The organism is Microseira wollei NIES-4236, from assembly GCF_020521235.1.
GTDB lineage: Bacteria > Cyanobacteriota > Cyanobacteriia > Cyanobacteriales > Aerosakkonemataceae > Microseira > Microseira wollei.
The window spans coordinates 1-26,367 of record NZ_BLAY01000014.1 but is presented as its reverse complement, the minus strand read 5'-3'; the positions used below and the strand labels follow the sequence as shown (position 1 = coordinate 26,367).

Below are 26,367 nucleotides of genomic sequence, written 5' to 3'. Positions count from 1 at the left end.
TTGCGTAAGTAGTAAACAATTGGGCGCTTAAAGATTGGCACTAAAGTGCCTACTACGAACATTTATTGATATTTTGATTGTGACACTTGCGTCAGTCCTGTTTCAAAAAGTTTCATCCCCAGTTGGTTCTTGGTAAACATAGCCTCGTTTCTGATGACGATAGGAGGCGACAACGGGGTAAACAAAACTGCGTAACCGATTCAGCGCACCAACCGGACGATGGACGGCTAAACCGTTCCAGGGAGAAAACCGCAGGTTTTCTATGAAATCGAACTGTTTGTCAAAATTAATTATCTGATGCTTGACGGTGAGACGACCGACTGTGAAGAAGGGTGATTCGCTTTCCTGCCAGACAATCGTAGCATCGTCGATGGACATGGTGGGGTTGGTTTGGAACTGGATGCCAAAATCCCAACAGTAGCAAGCATCTGGTTTTGCTAAAGCTGCGATTAGCTCGTCCCGGTAATAATTATCTGGTTGAGTGCCACTTTTTGCGATCGCTTTGGCGCGCATGCGATCGCTTTCTGGTCTAGACTCAATAGCAAGTGGCGAGTGGGGTGCAATACTTGCAACTGGAGTAAACGCATATTTAACCACAGCCGGATATGCAACCGGAACCACACCGGGTTGCGATGCATCAAAATTAGGATTGAGTCCCAATGCAGATGCTGAACCACTCCAATATCGTTCTGCGAGCAAACTCTTGGGATTTCGGCTGGTAATTGCTTTCAGGGCTGAGAACTGCTTGGGATGTACCAGCAGCCACAAAAGTGCTGAGGGTTCCCAGTTTGCGATCGCGCTAAAAAAGCCGTAGTAGTTTTTAATGGTTTTGATAAAAAAGATTTCAGCATTTTGCACAATGAAGTCTTGGGTGTTCGACTCATGGCTTTGCGTCAGTCTTTCCCCTTCCACTCCCATCACTTTTACCGCCATTGAGCGCGTATCTGAAACATAATCGTTTTCCACCTTGGTGCGCCCGTTGGCAAATCGCAGCCAAACCGGATATTGTTTGGGTTTGGCGAGCAAACCTTGTTTAATAGAAATGCCATTGAGCTGGGAAGCCGTCAGTGAGGTGCTTTTGCTCAATTCTTGTTTAATCCCATCCTCATCGATGTCAAAGATTTCCAGATTTGCTTTAACGCCAGCATGGGTTTTGGTGTGGGTATCTCGCAGCGCCCGATCCGAGTCCTTGTAAAGATTATCCATGCGCTTCTTGACTTGCTCGATCAGGAGATCGTAATATTTGCGTTCATCCTGTTCGGGATATTCTGTAAATAACTGCTTGTCCATAAAAAACACCTACGTGACAATTCAGTTTAATTCATTTTATTATTTTATTGCTAACTTTTATAATTTTTGTAAACGACTACCCGCCCGTTGCAGAGGTTAATCCGATTGCGCTCAAGTCTTTGCTTGTGGGTAGCACCACCGCCTTTAGCGTTGCTCGTACAAATTTAATTTGTTCATGGCTTAAGTTTATTGCTTGGCGTGAGAGAAAGCATTTCCTCAATATTGTTTTCCTCCTTTGGCCGCAAAGAAACCCGGTGTCTGGGAAAAATCCGGAAGAAAGTGACGATATATCTACTCAAAAACCGGGTTTATCGAGCCAAAAAAACTAGAGACGCACATTTGCGCGCCCCTACTTTTTAATTTACTTTTCCCCTAATTTAGAAGGGAATATCATCCACATCGGGTTCGCTTACAGGCATTGGTTGACTGGGGAATTGGGGAGTTGTCACAGGTGGAATTGGTTCGTCATCGTGGACTTGTGGAACAGTAGCAACCTTGGGGGGAGAAGCTGTTGCAGTTGCGCTGGGAGAAGAATAATCTGGACCCGAGTAAGCGGGAGTTGTTTTAGCAGGAGTCGATGCAGGTTCAGCCGGGATAAAATTACGATCTGCTTCCAGGTAGTGAACCTTTTGGAATGTTAATTCGGCGCGTTTTTCTTTAAAGCCTTCTGGTTTGCGTTCTATGGTATTCATGCTCAAACGACCTTCCAGCAAATTAGCGCTGGTTAAGTAATACCTATTTCCCTTGATAATGCTACACATCAACATGTACGGATTGTAGGGGCGGGTTTTACCAATAAGCTTTGGGAAAAAAAAACATTTGAAGTAAACCCGCGCAGCCCCAAGTGTTTCCCATTCATGGGAAAACGGTCTAATGTTCATCTTACGCAGGTATAAAATAAATCAAGCGCCGCACCTTGTTCAACTATGAGAAAAAGTAACATATCGCACAAAAATACCCTGAACATATCCCAGGGGTGTTGATTATGTAAAGTTTTATAAAGGTTGCCAACTTGGCAACAAAGCTAAGTGGAATTAGCTTTTCATGGCTTTATGAAACTCTGTTGATTGTCGAACTACTGAGCATCAGAAACAGGAATGTAAAACCTGATGCAAAAGGCAGAGCGGCAAAGTCATCTGCAGTCAATTTCAAGGAGCAAAAACGTGAACGCACTTGGTTCTAACAGCAACATAGATTCAAATTTCTCTACCATTTGGCCAGAGCTGAAAAATATTTCTTCTCGCATGTTGGCGCGAATGGGCAGAATTAGTTTGCTCAATAACAGCACGATGGAAAATAATATTTTCAACGGCGGTGCTGGAGACGATTTGTTTAAGTCTGGTGCTAGCAATGATACTCTTAATGGCGGTGCTGGCAACGATATCTTGATCGGCGGTACAGGTAACGACTACATAGTTGGTGGTGTGGGCAACGACTTATTAATAGGAATTAACACTAATAGTGTCGCTGTCAGTAACACTAATGGCTTCGTTGTCGCTCAAATTAGTACCTCCGGTAATCCCGGACAAGGAGAGATTGATACTTTGATTGGGGGTGACGGGGCAGATAAATTCATTCTGTCTGATAGCAACAATGTTTACTATAACGATGGCAATGCAGCGAGTTCTGGTACTCAGGATTATGCTCTAATTATGGACTTCAACCTCAAGGAGGATAAAATTCATTTAAGAGGAGCGGCAACTAACTATGGTTTACAGACATCTGGCGGAGATACTAATATCTATCTCGATAATGATGCGATTGCCGGATTAAGTGCAAATGATGAATTAATTGGGATTGTCAAAGGGGTTGTGAATCTCAGTCTGAGCGGTAGCTACTTCCACTATGTCTAGATTGCCCAAACTTACCTTTCATATCCTCACATCTTACGCAAAGAAACCCGATTTCTTGGATCGTTGCGTGTAATATGTAGGACTGTGGTAGGAGTACGGCATCAATAAGTAAAACCCTTAACTCGAAGGTTTTTTGCTGTTTGCTACAAGCAATTTCAGGACTTACCCACGCACTCAAATGCCTATCCCCCCTAGCCCCCAATGCCTTGGGATCCCCCTTCCCCAAGACATTGGGGGTTGGGGGGATCTATGGGTAATATCGTTTCCTTAGGCATCGGAATTACGACCTGTAGGGGCTTTTCTTGCAATTAGCAATTAGCAATTAGCAATTACCCAGAAAGGCCAATCATTCCGATGCAACCGGATTTGATATAAGTCCTGAATTTAATAATTTAGCTTTAACCGGAAACGATATAAGTTCTGGTTTTATGTGGGAGAATCGCTCAAAAAAAAGTAGGGGCAACCCCCATCTTTGCCCCTACTTTTTAATTTACTTTTCCCCTAATTTAGAAGGGAATTTCATCAACATCTGGTTCGCTTACAGGCATTGGTTGACTGGGGAATTGGGGAGTTGTCACAGGTGGAATTGGTTCGTCATCGTGGACTTGTGGAACAGTAGCAACCTTGGGGGGAGAAGCTGTTGCAGTTGCGCTGCGAGAAGAATAATCTGGACTGGAGTAAGCGGGAGTTGTTTTAGCAGGAGTCGATGCAGGTTCAGCCGGGATAAAATTACGATCTGCTTCCAGGTAGTGAACCTTTTGGACTGTTAATTCGGCGCGTTTTTCTTTAAAGCCTTCTGGTTTGCGTTCGATGGTATTCATGCTCAAACGACCTTCCAGCACCACGCGATCGCCTGGATGACAGCGTTCTTTAATTTCCTGAGCCAAATTTCCCCATCCTACCACCTTTAAAGTCGATGGCGGCTCTTCCGAGCGCAGTCCGGGAAACTCCACCACCATTTCCGCTACGGGTACTTGGTTATCAGGAGTGTAACGCAGTTGCGGTTCGTCAACGATCTCCGCCATTAAAATGCAGCTGTTCATACCGTGTAATTGGTAATTGGTAATTGGTAATTGGTAATTGGTAATTGGTAATTGGTAATTGGTTTTTACCCATTACCCATTACCGATTACCCCTTACCTATTTTATTTCTTCCAAGCCCTGTTCGGCATCAATAAACCCTTGAACTCGCGTGCGATATTCCCGCAAAGTTTCATCCACCCATTGCCGGTCATTACTGTTAGCGAAAATATGCACCAACGGTTCGCCTGCATCGGGTAAAACTAACACCCAGTTGTCATGGTGAGGATAGTTACAAATTTTAACGCCATCTACGAGTTCCAAATTATCTGCCGGGTGCGTTTCTACCAGGTGACGCATTAAAGCTCCTTTAACGGTCCAAGGGCAGCGAACCGTGCCAGTTTTGTGGTAAACCCGGGGAAGTTCGGTGCGAATTTGACTGAAGCGCCGCTCTTGAATTGTCAGCATTTCAATCAATTTAGCAATGCAGAACATGGCATCGAAACCGGGGTGCAGTTGGGGGAAAATAAAGCCCATTTCTCCCGAACCGCCCAATACTACATTGGGATAGGTTTGGGAAGCTTCCATCAAAGCCGTCGGGTTAGCTTTGGTGCGAATCACTTTACCATCGTGGCGGCGGGCAATTTGTTCCACCGCCGAGGAAGCATGGATCGGGACGACAACGGTGCCGCGCGGGTGACTGGTTAACATCGTCTCGACCATCAACGCGGTGAGCATTTCTCCCCGAATCGACATTCCCGTGTCATCGACTAAAATCATCTGTTCCCCGTTGGCGGATACTTGCACCCCAAAAGATGCCTTCAGCGCTTCCACCACGTGACCCAATTGCACGAGCAAGGTTTCCCGATCTGGTCCGGCGAGGGCGGTTTGATTCAAACTCGCATTCAGAACCACCGCATCGCAGCCAAATTTTGCCAGCAGTTGGGGCAGGATGGCGCCGGAAACCGCGTAAACGTAGTCGATCACCACTTTAGAATTGCTGTGGCGAATTGCCTCCACGTTGAGGTGCTGCTCAAACTTGGTGCTGTAAGTATCCATGACTTGGGAAGGATAAGCCATGTTACCGATTTCGTGAATTTGCGCTCGCCGCAAATCTTCTTTGAAATAAGCGCTTTCAATCTTTTTCTCTTGGCTTTTGGAAATATTGATGCCCTTCGAGTCCACAAATTCAATCAAAATATGGTCGGCGCGGTCTGGATGCAAGCGCAGGTGAATGCCACCGGCTACGTTTAACGTGGGAATAACCGCGCGGGTAATCGGGATGGCTGTTGCTTCTAGGTTTTGGATGTGGACGCCGACGGACATTAACCCGGCAATTAAAGAGCGACTGACCATGCGGGAAATGCCGCGCTGGTCGCGGGAAATCGCCACCGTGGCACCGGGTTTGAGGGTCGATCCGTAAGCCGCGCCCAGTTTAACGGCGAATTCCGGCGTAATATCGATATTGGCTAACCCAGATACACCCCGCTGACCGAACAAGTTGCGTTGAGCCGTTTGACCCCAAATCAGGTTAATATTTAACGTTGCCCCGGATTCAATTTGCTTGCTGGGCCAGACGCGCACGTTGGGGGCGACGTTGGCTTCTTCTCCTACGCTGGAAAGCGAACCGACAACTGCGCCTTCCAAAACGTTGGCGCGCCGGTCTACCCGCGCCCCGCGACCGATGGTGCAAGCGCGCAGGTGGGCTTCTTCGCCGATAATCGCGCCGTTCCAGACAATCGGGCGCTTCAGGTTGGCATCGGCGCCGATGGTGACGTTATCGCCGATCACCGTACCCGCTTCCACGATCGCTCTCGGCCCGATGCGGCAGTTATCGCCGATAATTACAGGTGCTTCGATGTGAGCGTTGGGGTCGATATAGGTGTTTTGACCGATCCAGATCCCAGGCGATCGCTCAAGGTAGGCAAAATCGAGTTTTACTTTGCGGTGCAGCGCATCGTACTGCGCTTCCCGGTAAGCTTCCAGGTGTCCGACATCGCACCAGTAACCGCTGGCGATATATCCGTACATCGGTTCCCCTTTGTCCAGCAGCAAGGGGAACAGATCTTTAGAAAAGTCGCATTCGGTCATGGCGGGGAGATAGTCCAGCACTTCCGGTTCTAGGATGTAAGTCCCCGTGTTGACCGTATCTGAAAAAATTTCGCTAGTTGAAGGCTTTTCTAAAAAGCGGCGAATCCGCCCTTGGGTATCCGTAATCACAACGCCAAATTCAATCGGATTTGGCACGCGGGTTAGTATTAGCGTAGCTTTTGATTGCTTTTTCTGATGAAATTCAATCGCTGCGTTTAAGTCAAAGTCGGTAATGCTGTCGCCGCTGATCACCAGGAAGGTAGAATCGAGCAGGTCGGCAATATTTTTGACGCAACCTGCCGTCCCTAACGGTTGGTCTTCTTCCACCGCATAGGTCATTTGCACGCCAAAGTCGCTACCGTCAGAAAAGTAGTCGCGCATGACGTCTGGTAGGTAATGCAAAGTGGCAATTACTTCGGTGATGCGATGCCGTTTGAGCAGATTGATAATATGTTCTGCAATCGGTCTATTTAGGATCGGTACCATTGGTTTGGGAAGATCGCAAGTCAGCGGTCTCAGCCTCGTTCCCGAACCGCCAGCCATCAGCACTGCTCGCATAAGTCCTCCTTCGGGGTTTATACTCAACGCTCGTTGCGAATATTTTGCGTTCGGTGCAGCACAAAACTTACTCAAATCAAGCATTTCGCTTAAATTGACGGAAAGCTTCCTGCTTCAACCAAGGATGACGGCATCTTCTTGTCCACAGGCGTAAATTCCGCACTTGCCGCACCTACTCTACTTTTAGTCTCCTACGTTCCTGAAATTTAATAAACGGCGCGGGAACTGTTCATCCCCTAGAGGTAGGGGATGCTTTTGCCCCGCGCCCACTATAGGAAACCCCGTCATTGTTTAGAAAAATTTCTATGTTTGAACCATAATACAATCTTCAGGACTTACCCACGACGAGGCCATCACCAAAGTTTCTTCGCAGATAGAAACCTGGAATATGCGCGTAAGTCCTGTCTTGGTATCCGAGATCGCACCGCAAGCTGGCGCAGCGCTTTGTTCGCTAACCTAGATATAGGCTGCCATAAATTGGGCGACCGTAACTGGAAACCCCTCTGGCAGTGGTGTAAGAATCAATAGATACTTTAATCTAAATCGGGTCAATTCCTCGGAGTTGTTCAATGGGTAAGCTAATTATCTTCGTTTTATTAATCGTTTACGCGGGTGGCGTGTGGAAGTTTTGGAAAGGGTTCCAACGCACTAATTTTAGCCGCAGTTTACCGAATCGGCTGGTTTTGTCCCTGTTGTGGCCCGTTCTACTCGTCGCCAATAAATCCTATCGCCAGAACTTTACCAAAGCGCTGAAGGGTTAGGTATCTGAGCGATCGCATCTGGCTCATCGGTGGTACGACAGAAAGCGTTCAACTCGCAGATGCAATCGCATCTGCGGCTTTACCCTGCACGATTACTGTCACGACAGAAGCCGCCCGCGCCCTCTATCCAAACTCCCCCCTGCTGCGAGTCTGGGTAGGGCGTCTTTCACTTTCCGATTTGAAAATGTTCTTCCAAGAACATAATATCGTCGCAGTTTTGGATGCCTCCCACCCCTATGCGGTGGAAGTGTCGCGATGTGCGATCGCCGCCTGCACCCAGTTTAATATCCCCTATTTGCGCTACGAACGTCCTTGTTTGGAGAGGGAGACGCGGGGAAGCTCTGACGCGGCGACGCGGGGAGAAGAAATACTTGATCCCCAATTACCAATTACCCATTACCAATTACCAATTACCATTCAATTAGATAGCTGCGAGACGCTTGTTACTGGCAATTATTTAGAAAAACAGCGAGTGTTATTAACTGTCGGTTATAAATACTTACCCCTGTTTCGTTCTTGGCAAGAAAAAGCGACTTTATTTGCGCGTATTTTACCATCTTTGGTGTCAATAGAAGCAGCATTAGCAGCCGGATTTACACCCGATCGGATAATTGCCTTGCGCCCGCCTATTTCTGCGGATTTAGAAACAGCTTTATGGCGTCAGTGGGAAATTTCGATGGTGGTAACGAAAGCTTCGGGTGCGCCAGGAGGCGAGGATGTGAAGCGAAAGGTGGCGGCTGAATTAGGCGTGCCATTGATAATAATTGACCGTCCATTTATCGACTATCCGCAACAAACGGGTGACTTATCAACGGCGATAGCATTTTGCCAACAATATTTATTTAAGTAGGTGCAAATAAATAAAGTGAAAATAGTTATGTAAGCTGTGATGCGGGCTCCAATGCCCACCCCACAAGAAAGTATTTCAGATCTCTTGTGGGGTGGGCGTCCCGCCTGCCCCATGTTCAGTTTATTTATGGTTGCCTAATTACTGGTTAAAAAAACAGGTAATTCAAGAACGTGAAAGTAAATCAGCGCCAAGATAAGAAGAGTATAAGCAGTCGAAGTACCCAATTTCAGATCTTGCACCAGGGTCATCACCTTTGTTTCTTGCCAATAGCTAAACCTGAAAGCCTAGATTTTTCGTTAAGAAACCCGGTTTCTCAGGTCTTGTTGAGAATGGTGCAAGATGTGAGCAATCCAATCAGTAAATCCTTTTTGATATTATTTTTTTGCCGATCGAAGAACATCTAAAAGCATAGGTAATATCAAATCCGGTTGCATCGGAATGCTCGGCCTTTCTTGGTAATTGCTAATTGCGAGCTTGCTAATTGCTAATTGCCCCTACAGGTCGTAATTCCTTAGCAACGGTCAACGATATAATTCCTCTGGTGATGTTTGTTCTTTTAATATTATCGTTAGCGTCTTTTGTTAACTAGAGGCAGAGCCTCTATATTGCGTTCCAAGGCAGGAGTCTTGGAACGAGAGAAATCTAGAAACCAGGGTTTTAGAATCGTCGTGGGTCAGTCCTGTCTCAGTCTATTTCACCATTCCCGGTACAGCTTTTCGGCATGAAACATGATTTCCTCGTTCGGTAATCGAATCTTGGCTGGCTGACGGGGGTAAGAAGTTTCGATGGCTCGTGTATCCTGTTCCACCACCGTTGCAACGGCGCTCAACATCGAGCGCTGCAACAGGGGCTTAAATACAGGGCGATTGAATTTAGCATAGACCAGCACAAATGTTTTTGTTGCCGTTTCGGTTTCTGGGTAAAGCACATGCACTTGCAAGATTTCTCCCAGTGGAAAGCGGGTCTTAAATGTGGTCAGAGTCGGAAAGGCATATTCTAAAGTTCCGGTATAGGTCTTGGGTGAGAGTAGGACAGCCCGATTGCGGCGAATGTCATCGAAGGTGGCATCATCGCGTTCGAGTTCCTGTACCACCTTTGCCCAGTACCCTTCCTGCTCAAACAAGGGAATGCGATTGGCTTTGATGCCAAATAGCTGCCGATGGGTGCCGTTCTGATGGTTGTAGTCGTAGTTGATCGGCAAATTATCCAAAAACGTTCCTTGGATGCTCTTTTCTCCAGCAACGCCCAAAAAACTCATGCCATGACTCACCTTCTCCATCAGGTCAGGCACTGGAATTTTAGCGGTCAGGCTGCCATAGGTCCAAATGCAGTCGCCTTTGACAATCAACTCTAGGGGAATTGCCAGCGGCTGCACCCCAACCTTGCCAGATTGATACAGCCGTCCCCGTCCATCAAACTCTAGGGCATGAAACGGGCAAGCAATGGTGTTACGTTCGTTGCAGATCCAACCCTCTGACAGAGGAGCCTGCATGTGCGGGCAAACGTTATCGAGGGCAAACACCTCTCCTTGCCCATCTTGCCAAAGCACATAATCCTGTCCATGGAGCGAAAGTTTATGAGGCTTGTTGATACCCAGCATGGAACGGTGGGCAATTAACCAGGGTGCGCCGGGAAGGATGGTTTCCATACACTCTCCAAACAATATATTTTAGGGGGATTGAGAACCTGTGCAGCGCGAAGCCGTTTCCTGGTAAGGAATCGCACAAAGCCGAGGGATAGACTTTGTCAAGCCGTCGCGTCAAATTGTGACATAATTTTCATGTTCCCTCGGAAAAATACGACAGATTATTCATATTTGTCCAGGATGTCTGATAGTCGATCGATGGCAGAAACACAGCCTGGTTCTACTCCTATGCGGCGGCAACCCAAGCAGAAGCGCAGCCAACAACGGGTTGAAAAGATTTTGCTCGCGGCAGCAGAGGTATTTGCAGAAGTGGGATACGAAGCCGCAACCACGCACCTGATTGCCGCAAGAGCAGGAACGGCGATTGGTTCGCTCTATCAGTTCTTTCCCGATAAACTGGCGCTGTTTCACGCCCTGGAAGCCCGCCACATGGAACGGGTGACGGCTATCTGCACTCAACTATTGCCGTCCGCCGATCGGCAACGACCGTTTGCAGAGTTTATCGACCGCATGGTGGAAACTTACGCGGTTTATTTTCAAGACCCGATTCCCCGTGTGGTGTACATACAGTACTTTGTAGCGCCAGAGCTATTTAAACTGTTTGATGAAAGCTTCAATGACCAGTTAATACAACAATATGCGGCTTTTTTGCGGCAATGGAACCCTCTGTTGCAGGTCGAGAAAAGCGAACGCCTCGCCGAAACTGCTCATCAGTGTTACAACGCTCTACTGCTCAAAGCCTTAAGGGGAGAGGAGAGCAAACGGCGCGCGCGCTACGAGGAGATTAAAGCCTTGCTGGTTGCGTACTTGCTGCCCCATTTAGAGCCACAGCAACTGCACCAAAAAGTAATGAAAGTAATGATATGTCCCCATTGTCATTCTTCTCACCTGTCAAAGAATGGGCATCGTTATGGTAAGCAACGCTATCTGTGCAAGGACTGTGGCAAGCAGTTTCTGGAACATCGAGCCTCACAGGTTCACGTGTAATATCGTTTCGGGTGGCATCGAAATTGCAGGCGTAGGGGCACGGCAACCGAGGAACTTGGCGCTGGCGACAAAGCTTACTGATGCCGTGCCCCTACCAACGATTCCGATGCCACCGGATTTGATATAAGAAAAGCGATCGCACAAGGGGGGGATCCCCCCAAGCCCCCCTTGGTAAGGGGGGTTTGGGGGGATCGCGCTTGGGCCCCACTTGGCAAGGGGGGTTTGGGGGGCTCGGTTTTATAACTAGCAACATGGGTTACTACCATGCTAGCGCCATCCCATCGGCACGGGGTTCTGATGCTGCGATGAAAACTTCCCCTTGTTTGAAGATAATTTGACCTTTTCCAAATAGCCAGGGATTTGTACTGATGCTAATTTCATGTCCTCTATCTTTAAGCTTCTGTGCTATTTCTTCAGATACCGCCGGTTCTAAAATCACCCGATTTCCAGCGATAAATTGCCATCTAGGAGCGTCTAGAGCCGCTTGGGGATTCATGCCATAATCCCGCTTATTCACCACAACTTGCAAGTGTCCTTGGGGCTGCATATGCCCTCCCATGACACCAAATGGCCCTAATGGTCGATCGTTTTGGGTAAGAAAACCGGGGATAATTGTATGGAAAGGACGCTTCGCTGCACCGACTTGATTCGGATGTCCCGATTCTAAAGTAAAACATGCGCCGCGATCGTGGAGTGCAATGCCTGTTTCGGGAACAAGAATTCCGCTACCAAATCCTTCGTAATTCGATTGAATAAAAGAAACCATTAATTCCCCATCGGCGGCGGCTAGATAGACGGTTCCACCTTTGGGAATTCCCGGATCTGCGAGGGGAATGGCTCGCTCGCCAATCAAACTTCGGCGCGACTTTGCATAAATTTTATCCAACAAAGAAGCGACCGAAACATCCATAAAACGAGTATCGGCAACATAACGGTGAATATCTGCAAAAGCCAGTTTCATCGCTTCGATTTGCAGGTGATAACTTGCAACCGATTCGCGGGGATATTTGGCAATATCAAACCCTTCTAAAATATTTAAAGCGATTAAAGTAGCGATTCCTTGGGTGTTGGGGGGAAGTTCCCAGACAGTTAGTCCGCGATAATCCGTTGCAATTGGTTCTACCCAATCTGCTTGATGGGTTTCCAAATCTGAAACTGTGAGGAAACCGCCGGTTTCTGCGGCAAAATTAGCGATTTTTTGGGCAAGTTCGCCTTTGTAGAAACTTTCGCCGCCAGAGGATGCGATCGCTCTCAAGGTTTCCCCATGTAACTTGCTTCCCCACACTTCCCCCGCTTCTGGTGCGCGGTTTTGGGGAAAAAATACGGCTTTAAACGGCTCAAATTCCTTTCCAGTCAAGGGTAAGAAAACTCTTTCCGCGCGTTTCCAAGCTTGTGCGGTGACTGGAGAAACGGGAAACCCTGACTCAGCATATCGAATCGCGGGTGCAAATAACTGTTCAAACGGTAACTTTCCCCAACGTTGCCATAAAGTGCGCCAAGCAGATACCGCACCCGGTACGGTGACGGGTAACCAACCTGTTTCGGGTACTGTTTCCAGTCCGGCGAATAATTCTAAAGTAAGAGATTGGGGACTTTTTCCGGAAGCATTTAAACCGTGGAGTTTCCCATCCCAGACTAACGCAAAGGCGTCCGCACCGATACCATTGGAGGTGGGTTCAACTACAGTGAGTGCGATCGCGATCGCAATAGCTGCATCGACTGCATTTCCCCCAGCTAACAGCATTTCCATCCCTGCTAAAGTCGCCAGGGGTTGACTTGTCGCCACAGCACCCCGCTTTCCCAGGATGACTCGTCGGAAGGAAGGGTAGGGGTAGTCGGTTAGGTTTCCTAGTTGCATCACGCCACTCGTTTTTGGAAATTAAACAAGCACCCGTTTTGGAAAATATAGGATGTGCTTCACAGAAACTTACCACAAGAGGGTACCGACAGTATCGCTAGGAAATTTCTATCATTGAATTACAGATAATTCAGGAAAAAGCCAAGACTTACCTAAAGTCTTCAAGGTTAGGGTGCATCAATACTGCCAGATATCAGACTGGCTTAACTCAGGCACGCCTGGGCAAAGTTTCGCTGAATTTTACAGCTGATTGCAGGCGCATGAGGTACACCTTCGAATGCAATAGCGGCAGCATTAATGCTGCCGCTATACAAACTCAGCCTTAAGGCTTTACTTCACACGAAAAGCAATCCGCTATATCTCTCAAAACAACGTGACCTTGGGGTAGTTTTTATCCAAACTAGAATGATTTTTTCCAAACTTCAAGAACTGGCGTTTGCCCCCTTAATTTGTGTTGCATTCGTAGGATGTTCGGCTCCTGTTGTGCAGGAATTAAGCCCACAATTGACTGAGGCGAAGCCCAGCGTTAGCAGTCAGCTACCCGCTGATAATTTGACTACAAGAAAGCGACAACAGTGGAATTCAGGACCGATCTTAGAGAACAGCCAACCTGTTTCAGTCGAGCTACCCGCTAGTAACGAGTCGCAAATTGAAAATCCCGTACCCCTTGAGGGAAGCCAACTCCACGGCGCAAATTCACAGGAGTTAGTTCAGCAAGGTAGCTACATGACTCTAACGCCGATGGGAAGAACTAACGCCCAAGGCAACCCGCTTTATCAAATGAATCTCTATGTTAACAGGCAGCTAATCCGTACTTATGCTGTCGTAAGCGGACGAGCATATAGCCAAAATCGCAATCGTCACCAAGCAGGTACGCAAGCGCCTTTACCAGATGGTTTGTACGCAGTCGCCAGATCGCCTGTGGGTGGAACCAGTCCAGAGGTTGGCGGACGTTTCTTGACCATCCAGCCTTTATTTCGTACTGGTCGTTCAGCATTGGGGATTCATTATGACCCGTCGTTTGAAAAAAACAATGGCGAAGACGGGACAGAAGGGTGCATTGCTCTAACCAATAAATCGGACTTGGACGATTTGTTGAACAAAGTTCGCATCTATCGACCCAAATATCTCCAAGTCAATATTCAGTAGTTGATCGGTTCGCTCACTTTACTCACACACAAGGATAAAACCATGCTTCAAACAACAGTGCTAAAAACTTTAATAACTAGCACGCTAATGCTATCTGTAGCGTTACCTATTAAAGCACAGGTAGGACCAGGACTTGGACCGACAGATACCGCAAGCAGCTCAGATGTGCAAAGCTACGCCACTGTCTGTACCAATGACCCAAGAAATGGTCGCCTGTCCCTGCGGACTGGTCCAGGAGAGCAATATCGCAAGATTAAAGAGATTCGCCATGGTCAAACTATTGGCTTGATTCGCGGACAGTATGCGCCTGATGGTTTTTATTGGTGGAATGTTTTCCACAATGGCAGCCAAGGTTGGGCAAGATCCGATTATATCTGTGGCGACCCTCAATAGCAACATTAACCAGCACGATCGAGGCTATAGCTTAACCTAACTACCCTGGCTTTTCACAGGATATTTTTGGCTGTGGCGATCGCAATTAGACACTGATTGCGATCGCCAGACCCGATTAATCTAATTGTTCTTCACCGTTGAAAGCACGTCGGAATGACTAACTGATATCGTTGACCGTTGCTAAGGAATTACGACCTGTAGGGGCTTTTCTTGCAATTAGCAATTAGCAATTAGCAATTACCAAGAAAGGCCGATCATTCCGATGCAACCGGATTTGATATGAAGCTAACCTGCACCATCACTCCTCGATCATTTGTCTCAGTTCATTCATATTGGAGGAAAACTTTAATTCACCGTTTTGTTCCTGTTCGCGACGTTCTTCCCGCAGGTACTGCTTCAACAGCAATTGAATTTCTTGCTTTTCTGCGGTAGAAAGACTCTTGATTGCCTCGACTACATCACTGAAGCTCATAACCACCAGAAACGGCTTTGCTAATGGCTAATGGCTAATTGCTAATATAGGATTTTTACCAATCTCGCCATTGCCTCGTTCCCCAGGCGGTCGCCTGGGAACGCCATTAGCCGCTGTGAGAGAGATAACTAGCAACTTGAGTTAGTACTTACCCGACCAATCTAACATGAATGATGCGTTATCTGTCATGGGCCCAAAGTTGTGCAAAACGTTCAGCAGACCATCCAACCAAATCCGACACTTGCCCGTCACCAATTTCGACAATTCTCTTGACTCCATCTTCACGATCGATCGCATCCACAGAGAAGAACTTGCTTTGAATTCTCAGGGCGCATTCCTCAACAATGTTAGGAATTTCTTCGTCTAAAGAAGCTGCAAACGCTTTGCCACGGATAACGAAGTAACGCTTCTCGGATTCAGCGACAAACTCTTCAAATCGTCGTACACAAATACCACCTTCAATCGTTCCTCGAAACTTTTGCATTTGGGCAATAACTGTTCCAATCTGGGAGGGCCGATCGATAATTGCTCCGACTGAGGTTTTAAGGGACTTAACGTAATCTTTGATGAAGAAACGTTCCCAACCTAATGCTCCCAACTCAGTTTCTAAGTCATCATCAATCGAATAGAACTTTGTTTCTGGCGTTAGATCGGCAACTAAGGGATACCAGGAAGGCAGGTAATGCGTGCTTAAGTATTCAGCTAGAGAAGTAAAAGCACAAGCTCCCATGCTCTCTATGGCACTAACCAACAACTCATAATTTGAGGGTGAGAGCATCCACCCCCTGTAAACCACTTCTGCGCTTTGGGAAAGGGTTGGGCTAATCTTTGGTGAACTATTCCCCAAGGATTCCAAAGAGATAGCAGCGGTGTCGAATCCCGCATCGGAAAGCGATGCAACCTGGTCGAGGTACATCCGATCAACCTGCTTAGGATTGAAGTAATCGCTGGGGAAAAGGAATATCAGATTACTTGCCATAAATCTTTGAATCTGTCCGACAATCAGTTCATTGATATTAGTTAATCTGAAATTTGTAGCACCATCCCTGGCGGTGCGTCAGGCGCTGACCTTTAATCCATTGGTATAAACTGACGAATTCTATGCGCCTGACGCACCCTACAGTTGTTCAAAACCAGTATTGCTTCAATTTTTTTATAGTTGCTAAATCAATTGTATATCCTGACTGCGAACCAAGCAGGCTATCGATACCGCATTTGGGACAAAGTACGGTCGTACCGTCATCGCAGTAATCAGATATTTCTTCAGGTGAAAAGATACTAAGGCAGTAGTAACATCCTGCTTTTTCACTTGCTTCTACTTGTTTTCTGTTGTAGATAGAATACTGTGATGCTAATCTTATGTCCATGATTGTTTTACAGCGGCTGGAAGCCGCGTTAGGTAAAGCGTTTTCGCTTTGTTTGTCAAGCGCGCAGCATTAATGCTGCGCGCTTGACAAACAAAGGTGTACCTGACTCATTTGCAATCTGCTGTAATATTTGGCGTTGCAGGGGCGGGTTTATTTAAGTATAAGCCGCCCCTACAAATGTTACGCTATTAATCCAACTGTTCTTCACCGATATCAGACAATGCAGGCGGCGCGTGTTCTGGTGTCCGCAATTCTTCTACCAGTGCTTGCACTTCTGGGGGAGGTGGCGGCGTCAAGCGAGAAACAACTAAGGTAACGATAAAGTTCAGCACCATGCCAACAGTACCAAAACCTTCGGCGGAAATCCCAAACCAAGGTTGCATTCCGCCAAACTTAACAGAAAAGATGTAAAAGCTGGTGATAACTAAACCCAGAATCATACCAGCGATCGCACCTTCTTTATTAGTACGCTTATCAAACACCCCCAGCACAATCGCTGGGAAAAAGCTAGCCGCCGCCAAACCAAAGGCGAGAGAAACCACCTCGGCGACAAATCCGGGGGGATTGATGCCAAAATAACCGGCAATTGCGATCGCAATCCCCACCATTACGCGCCCGACAAATAGTCGTTTCGACTCGGAAGCATGAGGATCGATCATGCGATAATAAACATCGTGGGCTATAGAACTGGAAATCACCAATAACAACCCCGATGCAGTTGATAAAGCAGCTGCCAATCCTCCTGCTGCAACTAACGCAATCACCCAAGGAGCGAGTTTTGCCACTTCAGGGGTGGAAAGCACGACAATGTCTCGGTCGATCGTAATTTCGCTCGTTTTTTTATTAGGGGTGAGTTGCAAACGTCCATCCCCATTTTTATCATCAAACGCCAACAATCCGGTATTTTTCCACTTATTTGCCCAGTCGAGTTGTTGCACTTCCTCAACTGTTTTGTTATGCAAACTATCAATCAAGTTATAGCGAGCAAAAGAGGCCAGGGCGGGAGCGGTAGTATAGAGAATGGCAATAAATAACAACGCCCATCCAGCCGACCATCGCGCCGCTTTGACATCTGGAACCGTGTAGAATCGAACAATAATATGAGGTAAACCAGCCGTCCCTACCATCAGTGTAATGGTAGAGAACAGCACGTCAATCATCGGCTTGTTCGCAAAGGCTTGAGTGTAGGCTGGAAAACCCAGATCAACTTGGATAGTATTCAGCCGTTCGATAATATCGCTGAAGGTGAAACTGAGTTGGGGAATTGGATTTCCTGTCAGCAGCATCGAGATCGCGATCGCTGGAATTAGATACGCCACAATTAACACGATATATTGTGCTACCTGTGTCCAGGTAATGCCTTTCATTCCCCCCAAAATAGCAAAAAAGGCCACAATTACCATGCCAATAATTACCCCAGTGTTGATGTCTACCTGGAGAAAACGACTGAAGACAATGCCAACTCCCCGCATCTGTCCGGCGACATAAGTCATCGACACAAAAATTGCCGCAACTACTGCTACGGAACGAGCCACATTTGAGTAGTAGCGATCGCCCACAAAATCAGGCACGGTATACTTACCAAACTTGCGGAGATAGGGTGCTAGCAAAAGTGCCAGCAACACATAACCCCCCGTCCATCCCATCAGAAAAATCGAACCATCATAGCCCAAAAATGAAATAATCCCCGCCATTGAAATAAACGAAGCCGCAGACATCCAATCCGCAGCCGTAGCAGCCCCATTTGCCAGCGAGGGTATGCCTTGATCCGCGACGAAGAAGCCTTTGGTATCTTTTACGCGGGATTGCCATCCGATATAGATGTAGACAATGAATGAAATAATGACTAATACAATTGTCCAAACTTCTGCTGACATTATTAAACCTCAAAACACGAACTTTGTCTTCAACTTTTGTTTCCAGGATGCGGCTGGCTAATGGCTAATGGCTAATGGCTAATGGCTAATGGAAATAACAGAGGCTAGACACCCGGTTTTTTTGCGTCAGTCCTGGCTATATTACTGCGCTTGCCAATTAGCGATTAGCAATTAGCTATTAGCCAGCAACTTGCGTTAATTATCCTTATTTTTCAGATATTTACGGTCAATTTTGTCCATCTTGTAAGCATAGATAAAAATTAGCGCCACAAACAAGTAAATTGACCCTTGTTGTGCTATCCAAAAACCCAGAGGAAGGCTACCAAACTTCAAGTTATTCAGAGGTTCAACCAGTAAAATACTGCATCCAAATGAAACCACAGCCCAGATCAGCAGTAGGTTGCGAATCAACGCTATATTGGCTCGCCAATAAGCTTGTTTGTTGTTTTGATTCATGGTTTTTTTAGTTAGGGGATATTGAACGATCGGGACTGACGCCAAGAAACCGGGTTTTTGGGAAAAATCGTCGATTTAGCACCAGATATCTGGGCAAAAACCAGGTTTCTAAATTCGTCGTTGGTAAATCCTGGGGAGAAAACTTGTAACTTTAGCAAAAATTAGTTTACCTTGGAAAGGTAATGGGAGGTTGATTATTTTAACTTTTTTAATATCACGTCCTATGTACTTGCTATCCCACGGGACGGGCGGGTTTATTAGACCTCTTCAACAAAGAATCTCTTTGGCAGGCAGGATGCCTACCCCACAAGAAATATGTCCTAAAGGTATCTGTTGCTGGTAAAAGTTGTTGATAAAACTCGCCTCTACTTCATAAAAATCCATGACGGCAGAAATTTCCCTGCCGTCTAGTTTTAAAGTGAAATTTGTTTATTTGTTGCTGTTACTTGCCGCCATAAAAGAAGGCAATTTCTTTGTCTTTCAGCGGCGCAAAGCCAGCATCTATTAGCTTTTGATTGAGTTGATCTTGGGGAATGTGCTTGGCACCGATGCGAACAATGCGCGATCGCATCGTATTACTCACCCCACTGCGCTGGCGTCCTGCTTCTAGCGCCATCACCTGATTGTAGAGGTCTAGTTTTTCTGCTGGAATCGGAGAACCGTCGAAGTCGATGCCGTTGGCGATCGCAACATCAATCGCATCTGCACCTGTAGTCGTTTGAAGATCTGGAGTAGTTTCAGAAGGCATGGCAACCAAGGAAAGAATTACTGGGGATATTTTACTAGGGATTGGTAATGGGTAATCGGTAATTGGTAATTGGTATGCTTAATGCCCTCTTGCTCAAATCTATATTTCGACTGATGTTTGTCTCGGTTTGGCTTAACACAATGTAACAAGTGGGAAAATACTTAAAGAACAGGAGGTAAACCGTGGCAGACGAATTCAAAAAAGGTGACCAAGTAGAGTGGAACACCGCACAAGGCACTACAACCGGCACGGTGAAGAAAAAGCTAACATCCCCCACAGATATCAAAGGACACCATGTCGCCGCCAGTGAAGATAATCCAGAATACCTCGTCGTTAGCGACAAAACAGGCAAAGAAGCCGCTCATAAACCAGAATCGCTCAAAAAAGTCGAAAACGAGTAATATCAGTTTTTTATCGCCAAAGAAACCGGGTTTATCTGAAATCTACACAGAAACCCGGTTTCTAGGATCGTTGTGCCTAAGTCCTACGAGTAATATCGTTGACCGTTGCATCGGAATTACGACCTGTAGGGGGAATTAGCAATTAGCAATTAGCAATTAGCAATTAGCAAGAAAGCTAATTATTCCGATGCAACCGGATTTGATATAATATCAGTTTTTTATCCCAAGACGCCCAGCAATGAACACAATCGCGATCGCTTCCAAGTCCCCGGTTAGTACAGTACCAAAATTAGGGTTAGTCTGCATTACGGCGTCGGATCAAGTCCGTTATAAAGCACTAACCCGCAAGCGACTGTTGAGCTTAGAACCACCAGAACAACAGCGGGTACTGCGAGAATTGTATGCAGAAAACCTGAAACGGCTCAACAATGCGATCGCATTTTGCCACACCCACAACATTCGCTTATATCGCATCACCTCTGCCTTATTCCCCTTTGCCGACGATCCTTTAGGCGAGGATATTTTAAGTGAATTTACGCAACAATTGCCACAAACAGGCGATCGTGCCAAAGATCTAAGTATCCGGATCGTGGTTCACCCGGATCAATTTGTGGTGCTAAGTTCGGATAAACCCGATGTGATCGAGAACAGCATCAAGATTTTAGGGCTACATGCCCGTATATTTGACATGTTGGGATTAGAGCGATCGCCCTGGGCAGTTATGGAAATACACGGAGGCAAGTCAGATCGGGCAGAACGACTGATCGGCGTTATCCGCAATTTACCGGAGAACATCCGCTCCCGTCTAGCCCTAGAAAACGACGAATACGCCTACAGCGCCGCAGAAATTCTGGAAATTTGCCGCGCCGCAGGCGTACCGATGGTATTTGACGCCCACCACCACGTTATTCACGAACATTTAGACACTTACGAACATCCCAGCATAGCCGAAATGCTAGCAGCAGCAAGCACAACTTGGCCCAATCCACAATGGCAATTAGTACACATCTCTAACGGGATGGAATCATTCAACGATCAGCGCCACAGCGACTTAATAACAGTGATGCCCAGCGCTTACCGCAACGCCCCCTGGATCGAAGTAGAAGCCAAACTTAAAGAACAAGCAATTGACAAATTGCGGGCAGAATGGCTAATTGCTAATGGCTAATTGCTAATAACGCAAGTTGCTAGTTACATCAAGCGGTACTGGTAATGGGTAATAGGTAGTTGTCAAGGCGGCAAAAGCCTGTTAACCCAATTAGCAATTAGCAATTAGCAATTAGCAATTAGCAATTAGCAATTACCCATTACCAATTACCCATTACCAATTGCTAAATTGCTTGAATCCACTCGCGGATTTCGTATTCTGTCCAAATGCCGTTTTGCCAATAAGGGTCATTTTCGACCAGCTGGCGCACGGTGTCTTCGCTATCGGCTTCATAAATACCAAAGACTTTAGTAACATCTTTGGTAGGGCCAATCGTAATTAAAACACCGGATTCTTTCTGGGCGGCAAGTCCATCTAAATGATCTTGTCGGTAAGGCGCCCTTTTTTCCAGGACATCCTCGCAATAACTTCCCCACATCACGTATTTAGGCATAGGTAATAGGTCATGGCTAATGGCTAATGGTTAATGGCTAATGGCTAATGGCTAATGGCTAATGGCTAATGGGTAAAATTTTTAGCAATTAGCAATTAGCAATTAGCCATTAGCAATTAGCTTCTAAGATTGACATTGAACTTATCAACCAACGCTTCCCGTACTTTTTGATGGACGGGTTCGATATCGGCGTCGGTGAGAGTGCGATCGCTGGCGCGATATACAATCCGAAATGCCAAACTCCGCTGTCCAGTTGGAACGTTTTCGCCGCGATATTCATCGAACACTTCTACCGACTCTAGTAAAGTGCCAGCAGCTTTAGATATCGCCCGTTCAAATTCCGCCACCGACACCTGGGTCGGTGCAAAGAAGGCAATATCCCGATCCGATGCTGGGAAAGTGGAATAAGCACGGAATGCAGGCGTCAGATTTTCCTCTCCATCCAGCGAGTCCAGCAATACATCCAGATCGAGTTCAAACGCATAAACCGCATCTGGTAAACCTCGTTCTTGACGTAACTGGGGATGCAGTTGTCCAAACGTTCCCAATCGGTTACCTTGCACCCACAGCGACGCAGTACGTCCGGGATGTAAGCGCGGATCGCGGCGATCCGGTTGATATTCTACTGCTAAATTTAGTCGGCGAAATACGCTTTCAAGAACGCCCTTCGCTTCAAACCAAGACATGGGTTGTTCCCGTCCGCCCCGCGGAAAGCGACCGACTGTGCGATCGCCTCCCAAAATCCCTGCGATCGCGTCGGCTTCCATTAAACCATCTTCATCGCAAAAGAAAATCCGACCAATTTCAAACCCGTTCAACGCCCCATTGCCTTGTTCCAAATTATACTGAAACGCATCGATCAATCCGGAGATCAAATCGGTTCGCAAGGCCGAGTATTCGGCAAACAAAGGATTTGCCAGGGCAATTTGTTTATCCCCACCCGGTTTAACCAGGGAGTATTGCACTAATTCCGTTAGTCCGGCGGCGCGGAAAGCTTCTCGCAATTTCCGCGTCAGTTCCTGGTCAATGGAAAGATAGCCTGCTTCTGTTTCTTGCGGCAAATCATCGCAGAAATTATCGTAACCGTAAAGACGGGCGATTTCTTCAATTAAATCGATTTCCCGCTCCAAGTCGCGATAGCGATAAGGGGGAACCGTTACCTGCCAAACTTTTTCATCTGTGCTGTTATCAATTTTACATCCCAAAGCCGTAATAATGCGGTTGAGATCTGGCGGTTGCAGTTCGCCGACATCATCGCCTAGGACAATTGGCCCTAAAATCTGGTTAACCCGGTCGAGGCGCAATTCGATCGAGCGACTCCAGGCAGATTGGTTAGGACGGGCGTCGGCAATTTTTTGCTCAAAGGGCACCCCGCCTGCCAACTCGACGAGCATCCCCAGGGCGCGACGACAAGCGACTTCCAATTCTGCGAAGTTGACGCCGCGTTCGTAGCGGGAAGATGCCTCAGTCCGCAATCCGACGCTGCGTGCAGAGCGACGAATTGCCACTGGTTCAAATAATGCGGCTTCTAGAACCAAGTTTTGGGTATCGGCGTGGACTTCAGTTTCCTCGCCGCCCATGACGCCTGCAAGGGCTACAGGCTGGTTGTTGGCTGTAATTAGCAGAGTTTGTGGTTGCAGGGTGCGAGATTGACCGTCAAGGGTTTTGAGGGTTTCTCCAGAGGCAGCAAAGCGGACGCCGATAGTCAGGGGTTTAGATGATTTATCTTCAGTACCTGCTATACCTAATAAGCGATCGCGGTCAAAAGCGTGCAGCGGCTGTCCCCACTCCAACAGCACATAGTTAGTCACATCGACTACATTGTTAATCGGTCGCACCCCAGCAGCAGTCAGCCGCTGTTGCAACCAAGCGGGAGAAGGAGCAATTTTAACTTGTTCGATCACCGTCCCAATGTAAGCTGGACAAGCTTGAGACTCCTCAATTTTCAGCACCAAACCAGAAGCAGTCTTCTCTTGAGCCCCCCTGCTCTTGAGCTCCCCTGCCATAATTTCTGGGGCTTCTGGTAGCTTGAGGGTGGCACCAGTCAAAGCTGCTACCTCCCGCGCGATTCCCACCATGCTCAAGGCATCGGCGCGGTTGGCAGTCGCAGTAATGTCTAAAATTACATCATCCAGACCCAGGAGCGGGCGAACGTCGCTGCCCAGTTTTAAATCCGGCTCAAAAATATGAATGCCAGAGGATTCTTTTTCCAGCCCCAACTCGGCGAGGGAGCAGATCATCCCCTCAGAGGGTACGCCCCGCAGCTTCGCAGGCCGAATCGTAAGATTGACATTGGGTAGGTGAGTCCCTACCGTAGCGATTGGCACGTAAATATCCGTCCTGGCATTGGGGGCACCGCAGACGATATTTAAAGGCGTTTTTTGCCCGATATCTACTTGACAAACCCGCAGTTTATCTGCATTGGGGTGGGGCTGACAGTCCAACACCTTGCCGACAACCACCCCTTGCGCCCAAGTGCGACGATCTTCAATATCTTCCACTTCAAACCCAGCCATAGTCAGCGTTGCAGCCAACTCTTGGGGCGTTGCGGTGAAATCGACCAGTTCCTTTAGCCAGTTGAGAGAGATACGCATTAACTTGCTTGCATTTTCCAATACAAACCTGATTATATTAGTTGCGCGAGCGGGGAGAGAGGTGAGCTGCTTGTGCGGGCGTAGGGAGCAGGGGAGATGGGGAAGGTGATGGAGGGGGGGATGAAGATAGGGATGAAGAAATTACTTCTACTTCAAGAGTCTTCTTCATCTCCCCATCTCCCCATCTCCCTGATTTCCCCATCTCCCCATCACCATAGCCCCTCTGCTCCTGTAGCATTTAACTGACCTGAACTGTTAGATTGGCGGTAGGACTTTTAAATTACACCCAAGGCGTGGTATGACAAGTTAATTGCTCTGCCATGAGCTTGCTGTTAATTATTCCATCCTTTTGGGCATTCTATATGCGATCAGGAAACCTATTCAGTAATTTCACTGTGGGTAATTACTCGGTGATTTAGAAAACAGTTAAATCCCTATTAGTGCTACTTCATCAACTCTTTAAAGAATTGATTGTACGAATAGCACTGTATTTATTGATGCTTGCCCAGATAATGGAAACAGGGCACTTCATTGACTGCTGAACCGATACTTGAAGCGAGTGATGCTGAATGAGCTATTGCTTAAATCCAGCCTGTTCCCATCCCGAAAACCCGAACCATGTCGATCGGTGTCTGGCATGTGGCTCCAACCTGCTGCTGCGCGATCGCTACCGGGTGAGAAAACCCTTGGGACAAGGTGGCTTCGGAGCCACATTTTTAGCCATAGACGAGAGTCTACCGGGTGAACCGTCTCGCGTCATCAAGCAACTGCGCCCCTCGGCGACGACGCCACAGGTATTTAAAATGGCGCGGGAGTTGTTCAAGCGCGAAGCCGAGACCCTGGGAAGGATTGGCAGTCATACGCAAATCCCGCAACTGCTGGATTACTTTGAAGATGAAACCCATCAACAATTTTATCTAGTCCAGGAGTACATACTAGGCGAGACGCTCCAGCGGGAAGTTAAACTCAACGGATCGTTTAGCGAGGAGGGGGTCAAACAATTCCTCAGCGAGATGCTGCCTGTGCTGGAATACATCCACAGCCAGCAGGTGATTCACCGGGACATCAAACCAGCTAACTTGATTCGTCGCCATCAAGACCGCAAGCTGGTTCTAATTGACTTTGGGGCAGTGAAAAACCAAGTCAACACGGCAGCTTCGCTATCAGATCAAACCGCTCTAACCGCTTACGCCATCGGCACTCCGGGATTTGCGCCCCCAGAACAGATGGCAATGCGTCCGGTATACGCCAGCGATATCTACGCCTTGGGAGTGACTTGCGTTTACCTGCTTTGCGCCAAATCTCCCAAAGACCTAGAATACAATCCGGCAACGGGAGAAATGCTCTGGCAAAAATACGTCCAAGTCAGCAAGCATATGGAGGACGTATTGAGCAAAATGCTGGAAGTATCGGTTCGCCATCGCTACCAGTCGGCAAATGATGTCCTCAGAGCGCTAGATTTGGAGCCTTATCTAGATAGCCTCGCTCAGGGAATGGCAACTCAACCTTCTACTATTTACCAGCCCTATGCCAATAAATCCAACATGCTGTCTGGGGGATTGGGTCGCATCTCCGGGGGTTCCCAATCCACACCTTCTGTGGTCAAGGCGGCAATGGCGATTCGGGCAAGGCGCACCCGCTTAGAAGGAACCGATTTTCAATCTGGAATTACCGGACATCGAGCTAACCGCCCCAAAGCCGCGACAGGAAGCGCAATTGCCAGCGGCGGTTCCCCCGGAAAACAAACCAGAATACCGCGCAAATTAGATGCCCAAGAAGTGCAAACAGGCTATTCCAAAGGTAGAAGAGACTTTGCCGAACAAAATCTCAGTCTATTAAACCTGCAAAAGGCCACTTTATCAGGAGCAATTTTCCACCAAGCTAAATTAAACAGAACAAATCTGACTGGATCAAATTTATACGAGGCCGATTTTGGGCGGGCAAGTTTAAATTATGCGATTCTGCGAGAAGCCAACTTGGCTAGGGCTTACTTGAGTTATGCCGATTTGGAAGGGGCAGACTTGAGAGGAGCAGACCTCAGTTATGCTTATCTCAGCAATGCGAATCTCCGAGGTGCAAACCTGTGTGGAGCGAATCTCACCGGCGCCAGACTCACAGAAGAGCAGTTGGCTTTAGCGAAAACAAATTGGATGACGGTACGACCCAGCGGTAAAAGAGGCTTGTGGTAATGCCCGCTTGCCGAGCGCGATCTGCCTCCTTTCCCAGCAAGCGCCAACGCATCCTGATTCTCTGTTGAGTTCTGGGGATAATGTGAAGTACCCCACCGCATAGGCGGATGGGGCTTCGCGTCTCATTCGCCGTTGCTCTGTTGGGTGTATCTATTGCTAGATACCCGGAACTAAATCCGGTCTGAGTCTTACACAGCGTCTGGAGGT

The 26,367-nt window shown here is 47.4% G+C and carries 23 protein-coding genes; 9 read left to right on the top strand and 14 right to left on the bottom strand.

Annotated elements, in window-relative coordinates:
* Positions 1-102: 102 nt before the first annotated feature.
* Positions 103-1,290: a catalase family protein gene (locus MiSe_RS06505; protein ID WP_226576275.1), complete on the bottom strand. Its 1,188-nt coding sequence runs from the start codon at positions 1,288-1,290 to the stop codon at positions 103-105.
* Between the two features lie 377 nt (positions 1,291-1,667).
* Positions 1,668-1,982 carry a hypothetical protein gene (locus MiSe_RS06500; protein WP_226576273.1) on the bottom strand — a complete coding sequence of 105 codons (315 nt, stop codon included), beginning with the start codon at positions 1,980-1,982 and terminating at the stop codon, positions 1,668-1,670.
* Between the two features lie 471 nt (positions 1,983-2,453).
* On the opposite strand from MiSe_RS06500, the gene MiSe_RS51945 reads away from it, so the two are divergent.
* On the top strand, positions 2,454-3,143 hold the full coding sequence (locus tag MiSe_RS51945; RefSeq protein ID WP_307731199.1) for a calcium-binding protein: 690 nt from the start codon (positions 2,454-2,456) through the stop codon (positions 3,141-3,143).
* Positions 3,144-3,649: 506 nt separating this feature from the next.
* Here the strand turns inward: MiSe_RS51945 and MiSe_RS06490 are convergent.
* Together MiSe_RS06490 and MiSe_RS06485 are read right to left on the bottom strand one after the other, a co-directional pair.
* On the bottom strand, positions 3,650-4,186 hold the full coding sequence (locus tag MiSe_RS06490; protein ID WP_226576272.1) for a single-stranded DNA-binding protein: 537 nt from the start codon (positions 4,184-4,186) through the stop codon (positions 3,650-3,652).
* A gap of 97 nt (positions 4,187-4,283) precedes the next feature.
* Entirely contained in the window at positions 4,284-6,812 is a 2,529-nt protein-coding gene (locus tag MiSe_RS06485) for a mannose-1-phosphate guanyltransferase (protein WP_226576264.1), read from the bottom strand.
* A gap of 569 nt (positions 6,813-7,381) precedes the next feature.
* Between MiSe_RS06485 and MiSe_RS06480 the strand changes: the two genes are divergently transcribed.
* Positions 7,382-7,573, top strand: a complete 192-nt coding sequence (locus tag MiSe_RS06480; RefSeq protein ID WP_226576262.1) for a hypothetical protein — start codon at positions 7,382-7,384, stop codon at positions 7,571-7,573.
* A 4-nt stretch (positions 7,574-7,577) separates the two neighbouring features.
* Positions 7,578-8,423, top strand: a complete 846-nt coding sequence (gene cobK / locus MiSe_RS06475; protein WP_226576420.1) for a precorrin-6A reductase — start codon at positions 7,578-7,580, stop codon at positions 8,421-8,423.
* Positions 8,424-9,117: 694 nt separating this feature from the next.
* Here cobK and MiSe_RS06470 read toward each other — a convergent pair.
* Positions 9,118-10,071 (bottom strand): Rieske 2Fe-2S domain-containing protein, encoded by a 954-nt coding sequence (locus MiSe_RS06470; protein WP_226576260.1) that lies wholly within the window; start codon positions 10,069-10,071, stop codon positions 9,118-9,120.
* A 195-nt stretch (positions 10,072-10,266) separates the two neighbouring features.
* Between MiSe_RS06470 and MiSe_RS06465 the strand changes: the two genes are divergently transcribed.
* Positions 10,267-11,055: a TetR/AcrR family transcriptional regulator gene (locus MiSe_RS06465; protein ID WP_373872762.1), complete on the top strand. Its 789-nt coding sequence runs from the start codon at positions 10,267-10,269 to the stop codon at positions 11,053-11,055.
* 259 nt (positions 11,056-11,314) lie between these two features.
* Here MiSe_RS06465 and MiSe_RS06455 read toward each other — a convergent pair whose 3' ends face one another.
* On the bottom strand, positions 11,315-12,913 hold the full coding sequence (locus MiSe_RS06455; RefSeq protein ID WP_226576242.1) for a gamma-glutamyltransferase family protein: 1,599 nt from the start codon (positions 12,911-12,913) through the stop codon (positions 11,315-11,317).
* A 405-nt stretch (positions 12,914-13,318) separates the two neighbouring features.
* Here MiSe_RS06455 and MiSe_RS06450 point away from each other — a divergent pair, with 405 nt between their 5' ends.
* Positions 13,319-14,062 (top strand): L,D-transpeptidase, encoded by a 744-nt coding sequence (locus MiSe_RS06450; protein ID WP_226576240.1) that lies wholly within the window; start codon positions 13,319-13,321, stop codon positions 14,060-14,062.
* A 42-nt stretch (positions 14,063-14,104) separates the two neighbouring features.
* On the top strand, positions 14,105-14,455 hold the full coding sequence (locus tag MiSe_RS06445; RefSeq protein ID WP_226576238.1) for an SH3 domain-containing protein: 351 nt from the start codon (positions 14,105-14,107) through the stop codon (positions 14,453-14,455).
* 298 nt (positions 14,456-14,753) lie between these two features.
* Here the strand turns inward: MiSe_RS06445 and MiSe_RS06440 are convergent, their stop codons facing one another.
* The 5 genes from MiSe_RS06440 to MiSe_RS06420 all read right to left on the bottom strand — a co-directional run bounded on the left by MiSe_RS06440 (position 14,754) and on the right by MiSe_RS06420 (position 19,375).
* Positions 14,754-14,927, bottom strand: coding sequence for a hypothetical protein (locus tag MiSe_RS06440; RefSeq protein WP_226576236.1), 174 nt, complete (start codon positions 14,925-14,927; stop codon positions 14,754-14,756).
* A gap of 178 nt (positions 14,928-15,105) precedes the next feature.
* Positions 15,106-15,906, bottom strand: a complete 801-nt coding sequence (locus MiSe_RS06435) for an ATP-grasp domain-containing protein (RefSeq protein WP_226576234.1) — start codon at positions 15,904-15,906, stop codon at positions 15,106-15,108.
* Between the two features lie 576 nt (positions 15,907-16,482).
* On the bottom strand, positions 16,483-18,171 hold the full coding sequence (locus MiSe_RS06430; RefSeq protein ID WP_226576226.1) for a sodium:solute symporter family protein: 1,689 nt from the start codon (positions 18,169-18,171) through the stop codon (positions 16,483-16,485).
* Positions 18,172-18,366: 195 nt separating this feature from the next.
* Positions 18,367-18,627 carry a DUF4212 domain-containing protein gene (locus MiSe_RS06425; RefSeq protein WP_226576224.1) on the bottom strand — a complete coding sequence of 87 codons (261 nt, stop codon included), beginning with the start codon at positions 18,625-18,627 and terminating at the stop codon, positions 18,367-18,369.
* A 442-nt stretch (positions 18,628-19,069) separates the two neighbouring features.
* Positions 19,070-19,375 carry a small RNA NsiR4-regulated ssr1528 family protein gene (locus MiSe_RS06420; RefSeq protein ID WP_226576222.1) on the bottom strand — a complete coding sequence of 102 codons (306 nt, stop codon included), beginning with the start codon at positions 19,373-19,375 and terminating at the stop codon, positions 19,070-19,072.
* A 182-nt stretch (positions 19,376-19,557) separates the two neighbouring features.
* Here MiSe_RS06420 and MiSe_RS06415 point away from each other — a divergent pair, with 182 nt between their 5' ends.
* Together MiSe_RS06415 and uvsE are read left to right on the top strand one after the other, a co-directional pair.
* A complete protein-coding gene (locus tag MiSe_RS06415) occupies positions 19,558-19,776 on the top strand; it encodes a hypervirulence associated TUDOR domain-containing protein (RefSeq protein WP_226576220.1) in 219 nt (72 codons plus the stop codon).
* A 238-nt stretch (positions 19,777-20,014) separates the two neighbouring features.
* Positions 20,015-20,944: a UV DNA damage repair endonuclease UvsE gene (gene uvsE / locus MiSe_RS06410; RefSeq protein WP_226576218.1), complete on the top strand. Its 930-nt coding sequence runs from the start codon at positions 20,015-20,017 to the stop codon at positions 20,942-20,944.
* A 163-nt stretch (positions 20,945-21,107) separates the two neighbouring features.
* On the opposite strand, the gene MiSe_RS06405 is transcribed toward uvsE, so the two are convergent.
* From MiSe_RS06405 to MiSe_RS50800, 3 genes are all read right to left on the bottom strand, one after another.
* Positions 21,108-21,377, bottom strand: a complete 270-nt coding sequence (locus MiSe_RS06405) for a YciI family protein (RefSeq protein ID WP_226576216.1) — start codon at positions 21,375-21,377, stop codon at positions 21,108-21,110.
* Positions 21,378-21,493: 116 nt separating this feature from the next.
* The gene (pheT, locus tag MiSe_RS06400; RefSeq protein ID WP_226576214.1) at positions 21,494-23,971 is read right to left on the bottom strand and encodes a phenylalanine--tRNA ligase subunit beta; all 2,478 of its coding nucleotides are present in this window, start codon (positions 23,969-23,971) and stop codon (positions 21,494-21,496) included.
* 37 nt (positions 23,972-24,008) lie between these two features.
* Positions 24,009-24,140 carry a hypothetical protein gene (locus MiSe_RS50800; RefSeq protein WP_264196375.1) on the bottom strand — a complete coding sequence of 44 codons (132 nt, stop codon included), beginning with the start codon at positions 24,138-24,140 and terminating at the stop codon, positions 24,009-24,011.
* A 400-nt stretch (positions 24,141-24,540) separates the two neighbouring features.
* Between MiSe_RS50800 and MiSe_RS06395 the strand changes: the two genes are divergently transcribed.
* A complete protein-coding gene (locus MiSe_RS06395) occupies positions 24,541-26,160 on the top strand; it encodes a serine/threonine-protein kinase (protein WP_226576212.1) in 1,620 nt (539 codons plus the stop codon).
* Positions 26,161-26,367 lie beyond the last annotated feature (207 nt).